Below are 17,663 nucleotides of genomic sequence, written 5' to 3'. Positions count from 1 at the left end.
ATCGTCAAAGCGCCCATGTTTGGGCGCTTTGTTAAAGAGAGGGATATTCACCATGTCAGTGAAATTAATCAAACGAACCATGACGGCAATGGCTGTTGGTATGACGTCACTACTCTCTGCTTCAGTGTTTGCTGGTGATTTACAAGACATCAAAGACAGCGGCGTTTTGCGTCATATCGGTGTGCCATACGCGAACTTTGTTTCTTACATCGACCAAGGTGAAGTGCAGACTTTGACAGGGCTGGATGTGGATATTATTAAAGGGTTTGCTCAGTCTCTTGGCGTCCGATATGAATACGTACCAGCGCAATGGAACAATGTGGTAGGCAAACTGACAGGTCAACAAGTTGAGTACAAAGACGCTCAGCTTCAGGTTGGCAAAACGATGCCTATTGAAGGCGATCTGATTGCTAACGGAGTCACTATTCTTGATTGGCGAACTCATGTCGTCGATTTTTCTGATGATTACTTCCCATCTGCGGTTTGGTTAGTCGCACGCACAGATTCCACCCTTACTCCAATCAAACCGACAGGTTCCATTGAGAACGATATCTCGATGGTGAAATCGCTTATCAAAGGTCGTGAAGTTCTGGCGATGGAGCACTCGTGTCTAGACCCGAACCTTTACAATCTGTATGACACGGGAGCAAAAGTTATTTTGCCTGATGGGCAGCGTCGATTGAATGAGATGGTGCCAGCGATAATGAAGAATGATGCAGAAAGTACACTGCTTGATGTAGCAGATACACTGATTGCATTGGAAAAGTGGCCAGGAGAAATCAAAGTAATTGGTCCTGTGTCCGAAAATCAAAAAATGGCGGTTGCCTTCCGTAAGGACTCCCCTGAATTAAAAGCCGCATTTAATCAATATTTGAAGTCAATTAAAAAAGATGGGACGTACCAGAAGTTGGTCGAGAAATACTACCCGTCAATTTACTATTTTTATAATGACTACTTCTTAGAAGATAGTAAGAACGATATATGAGAAAGTCTGTAAAAAAGATATCAAGCCAGAAGATCATCACCGTCAGTGCTATTTTGGTGTCGCTCTATTTAGCGATGATTATTACTGTGACGAGTTTAGGTCAAAACAAATTAAAAGATTCTCAGCATCGTGAACTTGACCTAAAGGTAAAAAGCTACGCGGGTACTCTCGATAATTTATTCACGATAGCCAGCGAAGATGTCGACCACTTATCAACTGATAAAACGGTGCAGACCTTCTTTGCGAATCTTGCTTCAGGCATGTCGATGGAATATGGCTTAGGCGCTAGTTTGATCAACTTGAAGCGTAAGCTGCAAGAGAAAGCCGACGCGAAAACCGTCAACAACCAGATCATCTACACCAAGCTGACGTTAGTTGGTCTTGATGGTTCAACCATCGTCACTACGGGCGTTAAAACAGATCATCGCATCGATACGTCTCGATTGCTTAACGACCACGCTCATCCTGAGGAAGTCAGAGCAATACAAAATGATGGTAAGGTCCTCATTCAAGTCGTTAAGCAAGTGATGTTTTCTGGCAAGCCTGTTGGCTTTTTGATTGCTGACATCAACAAAGAAGTGGTGATTTCCCAACTGACGAATCAAGAACATGAAGGCAGCTATAGCCGGATGGTGTTAAAGATCAACGATGTGGAAATGGAAGTTTGGGATTCTATTAGTCGTAAGCTGGAACAAGAAAACATCACGGATCCAGAAGCCCTTGCCAAAGAGCTAAAGCAAAAAATCTATTTTGAAGTACCCATTGAACATCATCACTTTAAGTTGATGGCGTGGTTTGAATCACTCAGTGAGCGAGATATTTATACTTCACGCATGTTCATTAATGGTTTAAGTGTACTTGCCATCATGATTGTGGTTGGGTTGCTTTATGCATTCACGCTAAACAACACTCGTGTAGAGCTGAAAATAAAATTGGAAGAGGAGAAAAAGCGTAAAGACTTTCTTTCTCAACAGAACCAGCGCCTGACCAGTGAAATCGAGCGCCGTAAATCGTCAGAGATGGAGTTAGCTTATCAAGCGAAACATGACTCCTTGACCGGATTACCAAACCGAGTTTATGGCTCCGAGCGTCTCGACTTAGAGCTTTCACGTGCAGAACGCATCGGTTCGAATGTGTTGGTGATGTTCATCGACCTTGATCATTTCAAGCAGATTAATGATTCCATGGGACATTTCGTTGGTGATGAAGTATTAAAACTCGCAGCGGAAAGATTGCACAACGCAGTTCGAAAAACAGACTTATTGGCTCGGATTGGCGGTGATGAGTTTTTGTTAGTGATTCCAGACTTGCACAATGCGGACAGCGCAAAACGATTTGCGACAACGGTTCTATCTGTGTTTAACGAGCCGTTTGTATGGCAAAACCACGAGTTTTTCCTCTCGGCGAGTGTCGGAATGTCAGTTTTCCCGGAAGATGGTGATAACGCCGAGCAGTTGTTGGCGTGCGCGGATATGGCCATGTATCGAGTTAAGCAGGATGGACGTAACGCTTTCTGTTTTTACGATCACAACATGAACCAAGATTTGCAGCGCTTCTTAGAGTTGGAAACTCGCTTGCGTAACGCCATTTCGCAAGACTTATTAGAGCTTTACTACCAACCTATTATTGATTTAGAAAGCGGAGCGATTGTCGGCGCTGAAGCTCTAATGCGTTGGAATGACGACAAGTTTGGGTTTGTGAACCCAGAAGAGTTTATTTCGATTGCAGAAAAGAACGGCTTGATTCATCAACTTGGTGATTTCGCTATTCGTCAAGCATGTCACCAAGCAGCGAAGTGGCAGAAAGATTCACCTTTGTTTGTATCAGTAAATTTTTCTAGTGTGCAGTTTAGATACTGTGATCGCCTCTTTGAGCAAATCAAGCTTCACCTTGAGGAGTCGGGGCTGCCGCCAGAATTGTTTGATGTTGAAGTTACTGAAAGTCTTTTATTCAACCACAGCAATGAACTGATGGGCATGTTAGATAACTTACGTGCGATGGGGGCGAAGCTAACGATTGATGACTTTGGTACCGGTTACTCAGCATTGAGTTACTTGCAGAAGTTCCCATTTGACCGACTCAAAATTGATCGTAGTTTCTTACAGAACATGTTTGAGAATGAATCGGATCGTGAGCTTGTGAACGTTATTATTGCAATGGCGAAAGCGCTTAACCTTAAGATCGTCGCAGAAGGCATTGAAGAGCAGCGTCACGTTGATTACTTGAAAAACCTAAACTGTGAGTTCGGACAAGGTTTCCACTATAGCCGACCATTGCCAGCGAAGGAGTTTGAAGCGCTTTTAACAACGCCAACTTGGCTATAACTCCTTTCAATACAACCTCATAGAAAAGCATTAGTTGGATTCGTGCCTAGAATTCATTAATGCTTTTCCACCTTGAGGGATAATCGTTTTTCCTTCCTTGAATTACACTACACTTAATTGAGAAGTAATTGCCTGTGACCCCCGTCACATAAAGGCTCAACCTAATTCTAATCGAGTGAAAACTCGACAAAATAAACAGGAAGGAATTGCGAATGTCTTCTGCATTTTACCAACAGATTGAACAGCAAATTGAAGAAGTGAAGGCGGAAGGTCTTTACAAAGCAGAGCGTATCATTACGTCTCAACAGCAAGCGGCTGTTAAAATCTCTACTGGTGAAGAAGTACTAAACTTCTGTGCAAACAACTACCTTGGTCTTGCTAACCACCCAGCGCTTATCGAAGCGGGCAAAGCAGGCATGGACGAGCACGGTTTTGGTATGGCTTCAGTACGTTTCATCTGTGGTACTCAAGACATCCACAAAGAGCTTGAGCAGAAGCTTTCTAAGTTCCTAGGTAAAGAAGACACGATTCTTTACACATCATGTTTCGATGCAAACGCGGGTCTATTTGAAACTATCCTGGGTAAAGAAGATGCGATCATCTCTGACGCTCTAAACCACGCGTCAATCATTGACGGTGTTCGTCTATGTAAAGCGATGCGTTTCCGCTACTCAAACAACAACATGGAAGAACTAGAGCAACAATTGATCGCTGCAAAAGAAGCGGGTGCTCGCCACATTCTTATCGTAACGGACGGTGTGTTCTCAATGGACGGCGTAGTGGCTAACCTTCCAGCTATCTGTGACCTAGCAGATAAGTACGGCGCATTAACTATGGTTGATGATTCTCACGCTGTTGGCTTTATGGGTAAAACAGGTGCAGGTACGCACGAACACCATAACGTAGTGGACCGTATCGATATCATCACCGGTACGCTAGGTAAAGCAATGGGCGGCGCTTCAGGCGGTTACACATCTGGTAAAGCTGAAGTGATTGACTGGTTACGTCAGCGCTCTCGCCCATACCTATTCTCTAACTCTGTTGCACCAGCAATCGTAAACGCTTCTATCCGCGTTCTGGATCTACTAGAAGAGAGCGGTGACCTACGTGAGCGTCTATGGGAAAACGCAGCACACTTCCGTGCTCGTATGGAAGACGCAGGCTTCACTATGGGTGGTGCTGACCACGCGATCATTCCAATTATGTTAGGTGACGCAAAAGTAGCAGCAGAATTTGCTGAGCGCGCACTAGAGAAAGGCATCTATGTAATTGGCTTCTCATTCCCTGTAGTACCAAAAGGTCAAGCGCGTATCCGTACTCAAATGTCTGCAGCACACTCTCGTGAGCAGCTAGACCGAGCAATCGATGCGTTTATCCAAGTTGGTAAAGATATGGGCATCATCTAAGTCTGAGAGACTAAAAGGTTACAAAGGCTTTCCCAACTCTTTTGAGTCGGCTCATGGGTAAAGCCTTTACCTCTTCTTTAATGACGGTAGATGAAAGAATTTTTTGCCACGCATAGAGCGGGGCAATATTGGGTGAATATTATGAAAATCAAAGCACTATCAAAGCTAAAGCCTGAAGAAGGCATCTGGATGACTGAGGTTGAAAAACCGGAAGTTGGCCACAACGACATTCTGATCAAAATTAAGAAAACCGCTATCTGTGGCACTGACGTACACATTTACAACTGGGACGAATGGTCGCAAAAGACAATTCCAGTTCCTATGGTTGTAGGTCACGAGTACGTGGGTGAAGTGGTTGCGATTGGTCAGGAAGTTCGTGGCTTTGAAATCGGCGACCGCGTTTCTGGTGAAGGTCATATCACCTGTGGTCATTGTCGTAACTGTCGCGGTGGTCGTACTCACCTGTGTCGCAACACGATCGGTGTTGGTGTAAACCGTGAAGGCGCATTCGCAGAATATTTAGTGATCCCAGCGTTTAACGCGTTCAAAATCCCAGAAGGCATCTCTGACGATCTAGCATCAATCTTTGACCCGTTTGGTAATGCTGTACATACCGCGCTTTCTTTTGACCTCGTCGGTGAAGACGTGCTGATCACAGGTGCTGGTCCAATCGGCATCATGGCAGCTGCGGTAGCGAAACACGTTGGTGCTCGCCATGTTGTTATCACAGACGTAAACGAATACCGCCTAGAGCTTGCTCGTAAGATGGGCGTAACTCGCGCAGTAAACGTGGCTGAAGAGAAGCTAGAAGACGTAATGTCCGAGCTAGGCATGACAGAAGGCTTCGACGTAGGTCTAGAAATGTCTGGTAACCCATCAGCATTTAACTCCATGCTAACGACGATGAACCACGGTGGTCGCATTGCACTTCTAGGTATTCCACCATCAGACATGGGTATCGATTGGAACCAAGTTATCTTCAAAGGTTTGGTGATCAAAGGTATTTACGGTCGTGAAATGTTCGAAACATGGTACAAGATGGCTTCATTAATCCAATCTGGTTTGGATCTATCACCAATCATCACGCACCACTACAAGATTGATGATTTCCAAGAAGGCTTCGACGTAATGCGTAGCGGTATGTCAGGCAAGGTTATTCTTGATTGGGAATAGAGCAAAGCTGGTAAAATAGTCCCTAGATTCTCTTAGGAGAATTTTACTTCCGCCACTCTGGTACCCGTTAAAAACTCCGAAAAACTACAGTGTTTTTCGGAGTTTTTTGTAAGAGAGTAATATTTATCACTTCATGAACTCTTTTTAACACCTTCCATACTTTTTCTGACTTACCTCTTTGAGCCTTTCCTGAGCTCCTCGCAATTATCATTTTATCTAAATGTCCTGCCTACCCAACTGAGAAACTGAATTGGTGTTTGTATGCGTGTTTCTCTAACTTAAGGTAGGTATCTCTGAGTGGATAAAGATTCCACTAAGTTTCAATACATCACCTGCTAGCATGGTGGTCAAAAGACATGCTCTCCAACTGTAACCAATAAACACAAATAATCTATTCTTGTTGACAGTCGTACTAAACTCGCGCTTCACTAAAAACATCAACACGTAATCTAAATAAAGCGATTGAGTTGGGTGATGTGGGCATCACTATCATTCAAATTTCAAGAAGTAACTATGACATGTTAGAGAAATCGAGTTCACCTTTTATCAATCAAATTCATTTACAGCGCCTTAAACAACTTTGTACTCAGTATCCAGTCAAGGAGTTCTGCGCAACTGATATACGTACTTTAGCTGAGCAGTTATCATGCTCTGACCGCAACGTGACAAAGCTGATAAAGACGCTTACATCGATAGGTTGGCTTTCCTGGAAACCAGGGAAAGGTAGAGGGCATAAGTCTATACTGGTTATCAATGTAAGCTTTGAAAGTGCATTATTAGGAGTTTTAGAATCATATTGCTCCAAAGGTCAATTAAGTGAAGCTGCGAGATATGCAGAGCAGTTCGGCTATTATGATACTTTTCGAAACAATCTTCCTGAATGGCTAGACAAAGCTCAGGAGGTCCTCAAAATTCATAATCATCTTGCAATGTTGGTACCTTATTGCTTGCCTGAATTGCACCCTCTAAAAGCAATTCGTCCAATATCTAGACCGTACATAAATGGGTTATTTGATACGTTACTTAGTTACGACAAAGACTCTGATTTGGTTAAACCAAGTTTAGCGCATCACTTTGAGTTTCGGGGAACCGAACTGTGGTTAAGGTTGCGTGATGATGTGTACTTTCATAGTGGTGAGGCGTTGCTGCCTACTCACGTTACTCAATGCCTTGAATATTTAATGTCTTATCCACATTCGAAGCAAATCTTATATCGTCATGTAAAGTCAGTCAGAGCTAATGGTCGTTGGGTTGTTCTAGAAATGGCATTTGCAGACCCTATGATCCTGAGGGTGTTAGCGGATACTCACGCAGCGATATACTTAGAAAAGGATGGCAGCGATATCCCTACTGGAACCGGCGTTTTCCAACTCGAAGTACATTCGTCAGTCTCTAGCTCTATCGATAAGCCTACTTATACTCATTGGTGCTTGACGAAAAACCCCCGTTACTTTTCTGTTAACGCATTAATAGACAAAATTGAGTGTTGGACAATCGATTCGACGTCAACAGATATACAAGCTCATATCACTCACCACGGATATTCAACTACTGTTCCTTCAGCGTCGATCAATAAAACGCTTTCTATGGGGTGTGAAGTGATGGAGTTTATCTATAAAGAAGACTTACTTTCCATGGATGAAAAAGCTTGGCTTATTAATCATGCTAGAGACTTCTGTGAGAATATTTCTACTAACAAAGTGCCCGTTGCGAATTGTATTTCTGGGCTCCATCACGACAGAGTTGTTCACTTGTACCACCATACTATGAAAAAGCCACAGCGTAATATTAATGTATGGTGTGCTGACATCAATAGGGGACATTATGTAGATTTGATAGAGTACTGGCGGAAAAAAGGAGCAGATATAACAGTACTTTCCTATCAAGACAGTGACTATGCAGACATTGCTTTGGGGATTTATGCTGCTCAGGACGATTATGTATTGAATTACTATAAATGGTTTCTTTGCAGTGATGCTTTTGACTATTGCCTATCACCTGAACAGCAAAAAGCCATAATATCGTTCGTAGATAATCTACTGGAACACTCGACAGACCTTCATCACCTGATAGAAGAGCTCCATCGTTGTGAGGACTGGATGGTTCAGCAAGGGATATCGATTCCACTATGGCGAACTTCAACTGCTTACAATTTCTCAGAGACAATAAAAGGTACAGATATCGACAGTATGGGACTTATTTCATTTAAAAAGCTTTGGATTAAGGACTAATTGAGCGAGTCCTAAATTGGTACAGAAACTGGATAAAAGTGGAACTTCATAATCATAACTCTTCGTTTTTACTTTTTTAAACTTCGACACAATATTGTCGTTCACTAAAGAAAGGAATTGAAGATGTTTCCACATGACCATTTTATGTACCGATATAAAGCAAGGACAGATCTTATCAACCCTGAGCAAGCGCTTATTGTAGAGTCAAGCGGAGCTACCCATTCTCGAATGATTCCATTTTTAATGGGCTTCTTTGCAGGAGTCCTTTCGACGATTCTTTTTGACTAACAACTTTTATAAGGGGGCATCCAACTATTGGTTGACCCCTGGTAACTGTCAGGTTTAACTCTTATTGGTACTTTGCGTTCTCAGTTTTCGTTTTTGGAATGTGTTTGCTCAATGTACATATAACAAAACCGAAAGTAATCGTAGTTAAAGCAAGTTTTTCACTGTTAGTAATTTGTTGTCCAAACCATAAGCTAGCTATTGATATTGATACCAAAGGTATAAGCGCAGGAAGTGTAGAGGAAACAGTCGCACCTAGATACCTGACGGTACGCGCAAAAGTGAATACTACTATGATTGAAGCAAGCACGCTCTGTACAAAGGTCTGTGTCAACCATAATGTCATAGGTTGACTAGATAAGTCAGAGTGCGCATTGTAAAGATAGAAGGGGAAATATATACAACCAGAGACAATGTTCATCATAAAAATGGTTGAAACCAGCTCAACCTTCCATCTTCTTAATAATATTGTAAATAGAGACCATGCTAATCCAGCTAGAAAAAACGATACTACTCCCAAATGACTATGCGGTGTTACATTCAACGAATGATTAGTGAGTAGATATAAACCGCAGACAATGACGAATATCCCTATAACCTGAGCTTTATTGATCTTTTCGCCTTGCGTCGATAGTAACAACACGGTAGTTATCATTGTGAATGTGGGAACCATAACACTCGCGTAGGATAAAGGGGTAAGTTGCATGCCCTTATTGACTAACCAGCCGTACAACGGTCCTGCAAGTAACGCAAATACAGCTGCTCTTAGCCAATGAGATCTATGAATTGTGTGACGAAAACTTATTGCCATAAGAGGAAGGCATATTATAGCGGCTACACAATACCTAAGCATTGTTAGGTCATTGGGTAAGAAGCCGCGACTAAGAGCATCATGTGTAGTGACATTCAGCACACCCCAACTGACAACTGTCAAAAAACCATATCCAATACCATTAACTAGCTTTCTATTTTTAAGTGTGTTCATTTTTTCTCTTCGATTAACTTTTTTGAAAGAGTAACCGAGCTGCTTGATAACAAAAATTGATATATTCTTATAGTTTGATGCCTAAAAGTTAACAAAGGGACGGTATGGATCTCCGACAAATCAAATATTTTCTTGCTGTAGCGAATTCGGGGGGAGTTACAAAAGCCGCTAGTGTTCTAAACGTCACGCAGCCTGCAATTTCACGGCAAATAAGTGATTTAGAAGAGGAGTTAGGCGTTCAACTTTTTGACCGTGTCTCTCGAAAACTTACGCTTACGATAGCAGGCGAACATTTTAGGAATCAGATGACTGAAATCGTCTCTGATATAGAAAATGCCACTCAAACGGTAAAAAGAGTTGCGTCTGGAGCGGTCGGAGATCTTAAGTTAGGTTCTGTCGAAGCTGTATTATGGGAAGGTTTGGTTCCTGAACAACTTAATCGGTTTAGATCTCTAAATCCTGATATCACGATGGAAATGATTACAGATAATACAACTGCTCTTTTGACTCATATTGAAAATGGCAGCTTGGATTGCGCATTTGTATATTTATTTGATGACATAGGCGATTCATATGGTGCGATTAAACTTAGAACGGATCCTATGACACTTGCTTATCCAGCGTCTTGGAAGGAGATGTTTAGTGAGGGTGTTACCATTGCGCAACTAAATTCACTGCCTTTCATTCGCTTCCCTCAAGTCTCATATCCTGCTTTTTTTAATTGGCAAGAGCAGAGATTCCGAGACATTGGCTTGAGTCCAAATGTTCTTCACTGGGCTCATCATGAAAGCTCGATGCTTGCATTAGTCGCGGCAAAGCAAGGTGTTGCTATCGTAAACAGTAAACATATTGAGCGAGTACCTCCATTAGTTAAGTTTATTTCCTTAAAAGAGTTCAAGCTAGAACTATCTCTCTACTTTATATGGAGAAAAGACAAAGCAACGCCGGTAGTTGAGAGGTTGTCTAGGCAGTTAGGTAGCGAGAAGAGCACACCGCTGGCGTAGATAAACTTTCTTGCATTAAACTATCATGTAAATGATAATCATTCTCCGGCGTAATCTTGTGTTGCTTTTACTTGTGATGTTCAATGGCGATTAGACTTTGGCTCAATCATTCTTAATAGATATGTCGTTGTTGTGCGTAGTAAGTTGAACGCACATGAACAAGAATTCGAGGGTTTATAAAAATGACTTACCAACAGTTAGATGCCATCGCTGATTCGTATATTCCTCTGTTAGGCATTATGACGCTATTTTGGTTTGTAATAAAAGGAAAGCGTTCAGGGTTGAGAAGCGCTTTGGGCGATGCTTCAACAACGATATTAGGTGCTGTTTATATTTATACATTAATGTTTGTTGATAAATACTTTGATGCATATGCGGCGATTGGACTCGATTACAGTACCCACACTGCTTTGGCGTTAGTTTTTGTGGTAACTCTCTCTTTTATTGGACAAAAAGTAAGGTCTATAACAATCATCTCAATGGTTTCTTATTGTTTGTTGATGCTTTATCAAGGTTATCACTCGGTGGCAGATATTTTACTAACGGGCTTGATGACATTACCTGTATTGATATGGCTAAAATATCTCTCATACGGTAAAAGAAAAGCTAACAATGAGTTTGGTTGTGATTTGTGACTCTTTGCATTTTTACTAAGCGTCGTGTTGTCGTATAAGGCGGAGTGGCGTTACTTCGAAATTGCGTTGCTAAAATTTCAACGCAGCACAATATATAATGGTTTTTATGTTTACTTCCAGATACTTAGCTATAAAGCCTAACGGAGAAGAGGTCTTGTTATCTGTTGATGTTTCCTCTCCAAAATTAGGAGAACAAGATTACACATGTACAATCTTAATTCCAACTTTAGATGTGAATGAAAATATTTTTGGTGTTGACGAACTTCAAGCTTATTGTATGACTTATAAGCGTTTAGAAATGTTATTCCGAGAATTAGTCTCTCAAGGCTACAAGTTTTATTCTCCAGATCAATTAGACTCTGAGGTTGATGTTCTTTCTTGTTATTTTTTTTGAAGTCGCCTCTCTTTTCTAAGAAACGACTACTAGTGGAGTTGGCAGTAAAACTCTGCAGAAAATAGTTTTATATTCATACAAACGCCTCAAGTTAACCTTGGGGCGTTTTTGTTATAAACCCGTTACTCATTGAAGCGTAAGCGAGAACACTATGATTAGGCAATTCTTCGTTTACCTCATGTATAGGTTATAACGTGATGATAGAGATGGCGTTATATTTATCTTTTTATGTCGGTCAACATATTTAAATTAAGCGTTTCTTTAAGAAGGTACAGTTGCCTTTTGGGTATCTAAGTATAATCGTTACATATATGGAAGTACGTGAAAGCCTTGATTTAAGGGAACTTTCAATAACTCATTCAATCTGTTTAGGGACGTCTATGGCAGTATTTAGCAAAGTGTTTGTTGTAACTCCAAATGTCAACGAGTTCGCACTGTTACAAGAGTCTTCATTGGCACTTTCTATTCAGGAGACTGAAAGAAAACCGATTCAATTGTACGGCGAGCCTGTCAAAGCTAGTTGGAAGTGTGTCGATGTCGAATGGTTAGAAGTTGAAAACGAAAAGGCATTACCAAAGCCGGATATTGTTGCTTGGAGAGCGATATCATTAGCCATGCCTATCTCGATCGCGGATCAACTGGGGGTACTATGTGAAGATGTTGAGTTTCTCCCATTGTGCTTGAATAAGCAGTCTTGGCGAGCTGTTAACATCTTGACTCAATTAGATGCTATCGACCATTCTGCAACTAAGTTCAATCTTCGCGATGGAAAGCAGAGCCGGGTTAGACCCTTTAAGAAACTTGTTTTGAAGAAGAAAGCTGTTAATGGCGCTGGTTTGTTTCGAGTTCAAGGGGCAGGGTTGCGAATGTTCTGTACAGATAAGAAAGGTGGTTTGTACGAGCGAGTTCACGAGTTGGGTTTGACGGGGCTGAGCTTTAAAGAGATACAGTTATCTCCCTAAAACACCGTTTGCAATACGTCTGGAGCTCGTCATTCATGTATCTATCGATGCCCGCAGACGTTTTGGGGGTAAAACTACTATTCAGTAAGTTACAAACTATCGTGAAATCAGACGGAAAAATATTGAGTAGATTTGCGGTTTTTTCAATGAAGGGGTATCAACGTTCGTTCTAAATCTAAGTCAAATTTATGTTTAAGAAGCATATACAGGTATTGCTGAGAATAGCAAAAATGGGTGATTGAAAATGTTAATAGTTACGCTAGTTGTATTCTTCTCTCTGGCTACGATCCATTTTTCTCATGTCTTTTTCTCAATTTGCTTGAGTTCTTTTAATCAGTTTACAAATTATTCTATGTGGTTAAGACCTCTTTCCCTCTGTGTCATGGCTGCCTGCGCACAGTACTATATTCTGTCACTAATTTTGGGCACCAACCTACCAGCCGTTTCTGGTTTTGTACTAGTGGTAACCAATGCTCTATTTTTTATTGGTTTTTTCTCTGCTTTAAAAGCTAAAAGGGAAACGGAAGAATAGTCAGTTGCCATAAATTGTGTCACTTAGCTTTAATCTTTGTTCAGACCCCGTTCCCCATAATTGTGTTGATGATATCTTCCTTTTTATTGAGCAAAAGGTTCGACAACGCATTCCTGGCAAGTATTTAGATGCAAAAGGCAGGGAACATTCGATGAATGATTTGACACGTCAGGGGGCGCTTGGTTTGCATGGTGAGCGGTATTATGTGAATAAGGAGCTTACCGTGGTTTCAAATAAGGCTAACACTGAGAATAGTTGCAGTTATCTCAGTACGATAATGTCATGAATCGCAAAGGATCAATCTACTACTTATCACCAAAGCTTCCCGTGATAGTTTCGTCTCTCTAAAGTTTGTTTTGGGAAAACAGAGGAAAGCCTCTTTAAGGTCTTTAGCATGCAGAAGCGGAATAGATACCACTGGCTCAGGGTGGTTATTGGAGGCGTGTTTGGCGCTATCGTCGTTGTTGTCCTCTTCCACTTATTTGGTTCTCTATTTGGACCGCTATACCAATCAGAAGATGAATCTGCTCGTAATTTTGTTACTTTCCTCGCCTGTCTTTTTCTTGGAATTGTTAGCGGCGCGTTGTTTGCTTACAAATATACAGTGAAATAGAAGAGCATATTCGAACACCCCATTGAGTGAAAAAAGATTGGCATTCACTAATGTCACCTCATCTGACGTAATAGAAAAAAGGAATGGTACCAATGCAATATGGAATTCAGCATCATGTTGAGATTGCAGCCAAAGCCGCAGGCGCGGTCATTTTCAATCAACACAGAAAAGTTTTATTAGTTCAAGAACTTCACGGAACAAAAAAGGGGTTATGGCATATTCCTTCTGGCAGTGTCGAAGTGAAGGAACTTCCTCAACAAGCTGCAGTTCGAGAAGTTTTCGAAGAAACGGGCTTACAAGTTAGTTTAGATAATTACCTGAACACTTATGTAGGGTGTTTTGATGATGGTGATTTGGTGCTTCGTCACGTGTGGGTGACAGAGGTTGAAGACCAAAAAATCTCACCAATATTTAGCCATGAGATAGGTAAAGCACAGTTTTTCACTTTAGCTGAAGTAGAGGAAATGTATGCCCAGTCTAAATTGCGAATGCATCATACGCTTTTGATGGTGAACGATGCATTCACTTGGCGAGAAAGTTAAACGTAGTGGTTTCTGGTTATAAGTAAGATCCATGTGCAGGACTGCCTTTGTTTTGCCGCTTTCCCTTTGAACATTCTCACATTATCATTGTCTTAGTTTTTATCTTTGACGTGAATGTATGGTGTATGGAATGAAACATTTGATGTTGGCAGCACTCCTATCTAGCACTTTCCCAGTGAGTGTGTTGGCTGATGACGTGTTGGGTGTTCCCAATGTAGAACCAGAAGATGAGGGCTGTTTGAGTGTTGTGTGTAAAAACACTATCGAGCCAGAAACGGTTGCTAAAGCAGGTGAGTTTCCAGACCGTGAGGGTAATGAAACCCTATCCGCATTAGGGAGCGTACTCTTTGCAGCAGGAGAAATGGGGTTAGCCGAGAACTTACAAACAGAAGATCCAGAGCTGAGCGCGACTAGGTAGTACAGGAATGGTACTATGACGGAATTCGCTCTCTTCTAAATTAGTGTTCTCTATTTTATAGCAATACTAATATCTCAGTATCTTTGATACGCTCAATAAGTGATTCAAAAATAAAGACCGAGCCTCGTGCTCGGTCTTTTCGTTTGTGAGATGTTTTCTTACTTTTGAATCCTAAGTAATATCTCAATTTCGCGACTATAGTGATGGGTTCCAAAGTTAGCTCGCAATCATTGTTTTCAGTCTGTTATGTATGTTTCCACAACGATTAGTATGAGTGTGCTTTCACAACACTCGAATGGAAGAAAACAAGGAGAAAACATGAAAAAGTCACTAACAGCACTTGGTCTTGCTTTGGTATTTGCGAGCTCCGCGAATGCGGCGAATTGGGGCTACGAGGGGGAGCATGGACCTGCTCATTGGGGGGAGTTTGCTTCCGAATGTGCTAAAGGACAAAACCAAAGCCCAATTAATATTCAATCGTCTACTGAGGCCAAACTAGATAAGCTTCAATTTGATTATCAAGGTAAAGCGATTTCACTGCTAAACAACGGTCATACCTTACAGACGAGTTTAGAAGGGAAAAATACACTGACGATTGATGGCAAAGAGTTCGTATTAAAACAGTTTCACTTCCACACGCCATCAGAAAACCATGTAGATGGAAAGGAATACCCTCTAGAAGCGCACTTTGTGCATGCTGATAAGGCGGGTCACCTAGCCGTTGTAGCAGTGTTCTTCAAACTGGGTAATGAGAACCCAGATCTAGCTAAGTTACTGCAAAACATCCCTAATAAAGATCACGATGTTGCTATTAAAGTCCCGTTTGATGCGGACGCGCTTATCCCAAGTGATAAAGATTACTACCGTTTTAATGGTTCTCTAACGACTCCGCCTTGCTCTGAAGGAGTTCGTTGGTTGGTAATCAAAGACACGAAAACGATCTCACCTGAGCAGGTGAAAGAGTTTGCTAAAGCAATGGGACACAACAACCGTCCAATTCAGCCGCTTAATGCGCGTATGATCCTTGCTCAGCAGTAATCTGCGTTCACACAGAGAAAGATCCCACTAAAGCTAATGAATGGCAATCAACCTGCTTTTGCCATTCATTTTCTAACCCAAGCGTCGCATCATCCCTAACGTAACCGTTTTGGCACCTGTTGCTAGAATGTTCTTATCATAAATAGTCGTGAAGAATGCCCTCTAAATACTGCATAGCCAATGAGTACAGGATTTTATTTTTCATCGTCTTTAATGGCTTAATTTGTTAGCGTATTGTAACTTAAAACCTCAATTAAGCTTGAGGTTGGTATTTGTAAGAACAAGAGGCAAAGCATGGAAATCAGTGTTGGTGAGGTAGCAAAGCGTTCTGGAGTAAAGGTTTCAGCACTGCACTTTTATGAGCAGAAAGGACTCATATCAAGCTGGCGAAACCAAGGCAATCAAAGGCGGTATCACCGCAGTGTACTTCGTCGTATTGCGGTAATTAAAGCAGCTCAACAAGTCGGACTATCCCTCGAAGAAATCAAACAGGCATTAGAAGAGTTGCCCAAGCATCAAGCGCCAAACAAACAACAGTGGGAAACCATGGCAAGTCATTGGCATGCACAATTGGATCTAAAAATTCAAAAGCTAAAAGCATTGCAAAATGACTTAGGCGGGTGCATTGGATGTGGCTGTTTGTCGCTTGAAACGTGTGCGTTAAGAAACCCAGAAGACGTATTAGGGAAAGATCATTCGGGGTCGAACTTAACGTTGGATGATTAGGGGCAACTAGCCCCTAGTGACGAGAATGTGGTTCTATTCTTTATCAAAACTATCGACGACGATAGCGCCCATTGAAGCCGGCATGGTTATGACTATTACGCGTTTAAGAGCGATAATTGGGTCGGTAAACATTGGCAATTTGTTGATGCAAAATAGAACCAGAGCAACAACTACAGCGGCAATAAAATAAGCAATCACGACACGAAAAATAAATACCGTAATACGAGTCTTGATGTTGCTTTGAAATACACTTTGATAGGCGAAAAAACCTAAAAAGAGTACTGAAAGGCTAAACAACATCAGTAAGTTAATAAAAGGCAGGCTTTCTCCTAGTCGCCATGCCTCTTCCGAAAATGAAATTGGCACGGCTAAAGCAAAAGCACCAACGAGAACTTGGCTGGCGTCTTCGAGATTGAAGTGGCTACTCATGCTTAGACTCTGTAGTGTTACTTGTGAGAAGTTGCTCGAAGCGTTCATGCCCATGAAGCAGTTCCAGATCTTGCTCTTCAGCTAACAAGTCGCGAATTGATGGACTGGCATCTATTGCACGCTCCAAATCTTCAATCGCTTGTTCTTCAATGCCGAGTCGAGAGTACGCACATGCACGTTGATAAAGCGCCGGTCCGTTAGTGTCATCTACTTCCAAAACGCGATTACATAAGCTCAGTGCCCAGTGGTATTCTTTGATCTCCATTGCGGCATCTGCTTTGTAAGTAAGTGCTTCCAAATCGCCCGGGCGAATCAGCAGAATCTCATCGTAGATATCGATACGTTGCTCTGGAGTTTGTGAGCTTTGTGCACGAAGCCATAAGTTATGGATTTCGTTGATTTTCTCGATTTCTTTGTTGTTCTCGCTGATGATGCGAGTTTTGCGTTTTAAGTCGCGTTCTAATGCTAGGAACTTTTTCTCGTATTCCTGAGCGATTTTTTCTAGTCGCTTGTCTGCCATTTCTTTGGTGTTGTGTTTAAATTCACGCAGTGACTGCCAACCGACAAAGGCAATTAGCGATGCAACACCTGCGATGATATAGAAGAAGTAGGTGACGGTGACGTTAGCGTAGTTCAATGATTTATCGGCTACGGTAAGTTCGCGGTCGGTGATCTCGACGACCATCCGTCGTTCTAAATCCTGTTGTTCCTGACGTAGAGACTTTAATTCGTCGAGGATATAACGTTCCATCAAAGGGCGATCTAAAAGGTCGGATTCTGAATACTTTTCTTCTGATGCTAGAGATGGAAAAGAGAGTAAAGCAGCGAAGAATATGCCGATGATTAAGCGCATAAAACGTCCTTTTGCGTCGAGAGTGGATGGATCTCTGAAACCATAGCAAATAGCGACTATGTTTAGCAAAGAACTGATGAAAAACACTTGTTTTATAATGTGTTCTGACGAGTCATTAGCTTTTCGTC

At 41.7% G+C, this 17,663-nt stretch carries 16 protein-coding genes; 13 read left to right on the top strand and 3 right to left on the bottom strand.

From position 1 onward, the window contains the following. Positions 1-52 precede the first annotated feature (52 nt). The 5 genes from QMY49_RS17240 to QMY49_RS17220 all read left to right on the top strand — a co-directional run bounded on the left by QMY49_RS17240 (position 53) and on the right by QMY49_RS17220 (position 8,119). Positions 53-985, top strand: coding sequence for a transporter substrate-binding domain-containing protein (locus QMY49_RS17240; protein ID WP_009697226.1), 933 nt, complete (start codon positions 53-55; stop codon positions 983-985). After that, the gene (locus QMY49_RS17235; RefSeq protein ID WP_009697225.1) at positions 982-3,309 is read left to right on the top strand and encodes a putative bifunctional diguanylate cyclase/phosphodiesterase; all 2,328 of its coding nucleotides are present in this window, start codon (positions 982-984) and stop codon (positions 3,307-3,309) included. The genes QMY49_RS17240 and QMY49_RS17235 overlap by 4 nt, the downstream gene beginning before the upstream one ends. 212 nt (positions 3,310-3,521) lie before the next feature. Next, positions 3,522-4,715, top strand: a complete 1,194-nt coding sequence (locus QMY49_RS17230) for a glycine C-acetyltransferase (RefSeq protein WP_005448754.1) — start codon at positions 3,522-3,524, stop codon at positions 4,713-4,715. Between the two features lie 141 nt (positions 4,716-4,856). Continuing rightward, positions 4,857-5,888, top strand: coding sequence for an L-threonine 3-dehydrogenase (tdh, locus tag QMY49_RS17225; RefSeq protein WP_005448756.1), 1,032 nt, complete (start codon positions 4,857-4,859; stop codon positions 5,886-5,888). A gap of 518 nt (positions 5,889-6,406) precedes the next feature. Next, positions 6,407-8,119, top strand: coding sequence for an SgrR family transcriptional regulator (locus QMY49_RS17220; protein ID WP_283315680.1), 1,713 nt, complete (start codon positions 6,407-6,409; stop codon positions 8,117-8,119). Positions 8,120-8,468: 349 nt separating this feature from the next. Here the strand turns inward: QMY49_RS17220 and QMY49_RS17215 are convergent, their stop codons facing one another. Then, entirely contained in the window at positions 8,469-9,389 is a 921-nt protein-coding gene (locus QMY49_RS17215) for a DMT family transporter (RefSeq protein WP_049536325.1), read from the bottom strand. Positions 9,390-9,493: 104 nt separating this feature from the next. Here QMY49_RS17215 and QMY49_RS17210 point away from each other — a divergent pair, with 104 nt between their 5' ends. From QMY49_RS17210 to soxR, 8 genes are all read left to right on the top strand, one after another. Beyond that, complete coding sequence (locus QMY49_RS17210; RefSeq protein WP_239911186.1) at positions 9,494-10,393, top strand: LysR family transcriptional regulator; 900 nt, start codon at positions 9,494-9,496, stop codon at positions 10,391-10,393. A 182-nt stretch (positions 10,394-10,575) separates the two neighbouring features. Then, complete coding sequence (locus tag QMY49_RS17205; RefSeq protein ID WP_230689870.1) at positions 10,576-11,028, top strand: hypothetical protein; 453 nt, start codon at positions 10,576-10,578, stop codon at positions 11,026-11,028. A 154-nt stretch (positions 11,029-11,182) separates the two neighbouring features. After that, a complete protein-coding gene (locus QMY49_RS17200) occupies positions 11,183-11,422 on the top strand; it encodes a hypothetical protein (protein WP_049536329.1) in 240 nt (79 codons plus the stop codon). 380 nt (positions 11,423-11,802) lie between these two features. Then, entirely contained in the window at positions 11,803-12,384 is a 582-nt protein-coding gene (locus QMY49_RS17195) for an imm11 family protein (protein ID WP_053052208.1), read from the top strand. 1,237 nt (positions 12,385-13,621) lie between these two features. Further along, a complete protein-coding gene (locus QMY49_RS17190; RefSeq protein WP_005448762.1) occupies positions 13,622-14,071 on the top strand; it encodes an NUDIX domain-containing protein in 450 nt (149 codons plus the stop codon). Between the two features lie 130 nt (positions 14,072-14,201). After that, positions 14,202-14,489, top strand: coding sequence for a hypothetical protein (locus QMY49_RS17185; RefSeq protein WP_049536334.1), 288 nt, complete (start codon positions 14,202-14,204; stop codon positions 14,487-14,489). Positions 14,490-14,807: 318 nt separating this feature from the next. Then, positions 14,808-15,527, top strand: a complete 720-nt coding sequence (locus QMY49_RS17180) for a carbonic anhydrase (protein ID WP_017188619.1) — start codon at positions 14,808-14,810, stop codon at positions 15,525-15,527. 294 nt (positions 15,528-15,821) lie between these two features. Further along, entirely contained in the window at positions 15,822-16,253 is a 432-nt protein-coding gene (gene soxR / locus QMY49_RS17175) for a redox-sensitive transcriptional activator SoxR (protein ID WP_005448768.1), read from the top strand. Between the two features lie 33 nt (positions 16,254-16,286). Here the strand turns inward: soxR and QMY49_RS17170 are convergent, their stop codons facing one another. Both QMY49_RS17170 and QMY49_RS17165 read right to left on the bottom strand, forming a co-directional pair. Beyond that, on the bottom strand, positions 16,287-16,682 hold the full coding sequence (locus tag QMY49_RS17170; RefSeq protein WP_005448769.1) for a DUF2391 family protein: 396 nt from the start codon (positions 16,680-16,682) through the stop codon (positions 16,287-16,289). Continuing rightward, positions 16,675-17,535: a tetratricopeptide repeat protein gene (locus tag QMY49_RS17165; RefSeq protein WP_005448770.1), complete on the bottom strand. Its 861-nt coding sequence runs from the start codon at positions 17,533-17,535 to the stop codon at positions 16,675-16,677. Before QMY49_RS17165 ends, QMY49_RS17170 begins: the two co-directional genes overlap by 8 nt. Between the last annotated feature and the right edge of the window lie 128 nt (positions 17,536-17,663).

It is taken from the genome of Vibrio harveyi, assembly GCF_030060435.1.
Lineage (GTDB): Bacteria > Pseudomonadota > Gammaproteobacteria > Enterobacterales > Vibrionaceae > Vibrio > Vibrio harveyi.
The sequence above is the reverse complement of the archived record's forward strand: the minus strand, read 5'-3'. Positions and strand labels throughout refer to the sequence as shown.

Excerpts from the sequence above, each read along its gene's own strand:
- QMY49_RS17240 (WP_009697226.1), top strand. The coding sequence starts at position 53 with ATGTCAGTGAAATTAATCAAACGAACCATGACGGCAATGGCTGTTGGT.
- QMY49_RS17235 (WP_009697225.1), top strand. The coding sequence starts at position 982 with ATGAGAAAGTCTGTAAAAAAGATATCAAGCCAGAAGATCATCACCGTC.
- QMY49_RS17230 (WP_005448754.1), top strand. The coding sequence starts at position 3,522 with ATGTCTTCTGCATTTTACCAACAGATTGAACAGCAAATTGAAGAAGTG.
- tdh (WP_005448756.1), top strand. The coding sequence starts at position 4,857 with ATGAAAATCAAAGCACTATCAAAGCTAAAGCCTGAAGAAGGCATCTGG.
- QMY49_RS17220 (WP_283315680.1), top strand. The coding sequence starts at position 6,407 with ATGTTAGAGAAATCGAGTTCACCTTTTATCAATCAAATTCATTTACAG.
- QMY49_RS17215 (WP_049536325.1), bottom strand. The coding sequence starts at position 9,389 with ATGAACACACTTAAAAATAGAAAGCTAGTTAATGGTATTGGATATGGT.
- QMY49_RS17210 (WP_239911186.1), top strand. The coding sequence starts at position 9,494 with ATGGATCTCCGACAAATCAAATATTTTCTTGCTGTAGCGAATTCGGGG.
- QMY49_RS17205 (WP_230689870.1), top strand. The coding sequence starts at position 10,576 with ATGACTTACCAACAGTTAGATGCCATCGCTGATTCGTATATTCCTCTG.
- QMY49_RS17195 (WP_053052208.1), top strand. The coding sequence starts at position 11,803 with ATGGCAGTATTTAGCAAAGTGTTTGTTGTAACTCCAAATGTCAACGAG.
- QMY49_RS17190 (WP_005448762.1), top strand. The coding sequence starts at position 13,622 with ATGCAATATGGAATTCAGCATCATGTTGAGATTGCAGCCAAAGCCGCA.
- QMY49_RS17185 (WP_049536334.1), top strand. The coding sequence starts at position 14,202 with ATGAAACATTTGATGTTGGCAGCACTCCTATCTAGCACTTTCCCAGTG.
- QMY49_RS17180 (WP_017188619.1), top strand. The coding sequence starts at position 14,808 with ATGAAAAAGTCACTAACAGCACTTGGTCTTGCTTTGGTATTTGCGAGC.
- soxR (WP_005448768.1), top strand. The coding sequence starts at position 15,822 with ATGGAAATCAGTGTTGGTGAGGTAGCAAAGCGTTCTGGAGTAAAGGTT.
- QMY49_RS17170 (WP_005448769.1), bottom strand. The coding sequence starts at position 16,682 with ATGAGTAGCCACTTCAATCTCGAAGACGCCAGCCAAGTTCTCGTTGGT.
- QMY49_RS17165 (WP_005448770.1), bottom strand. The coding sequence starts at position 17,535 with ATGCGCTTAATCATCGGCATATTCTTCGCTGCTTTACTCTCTTTTCCA.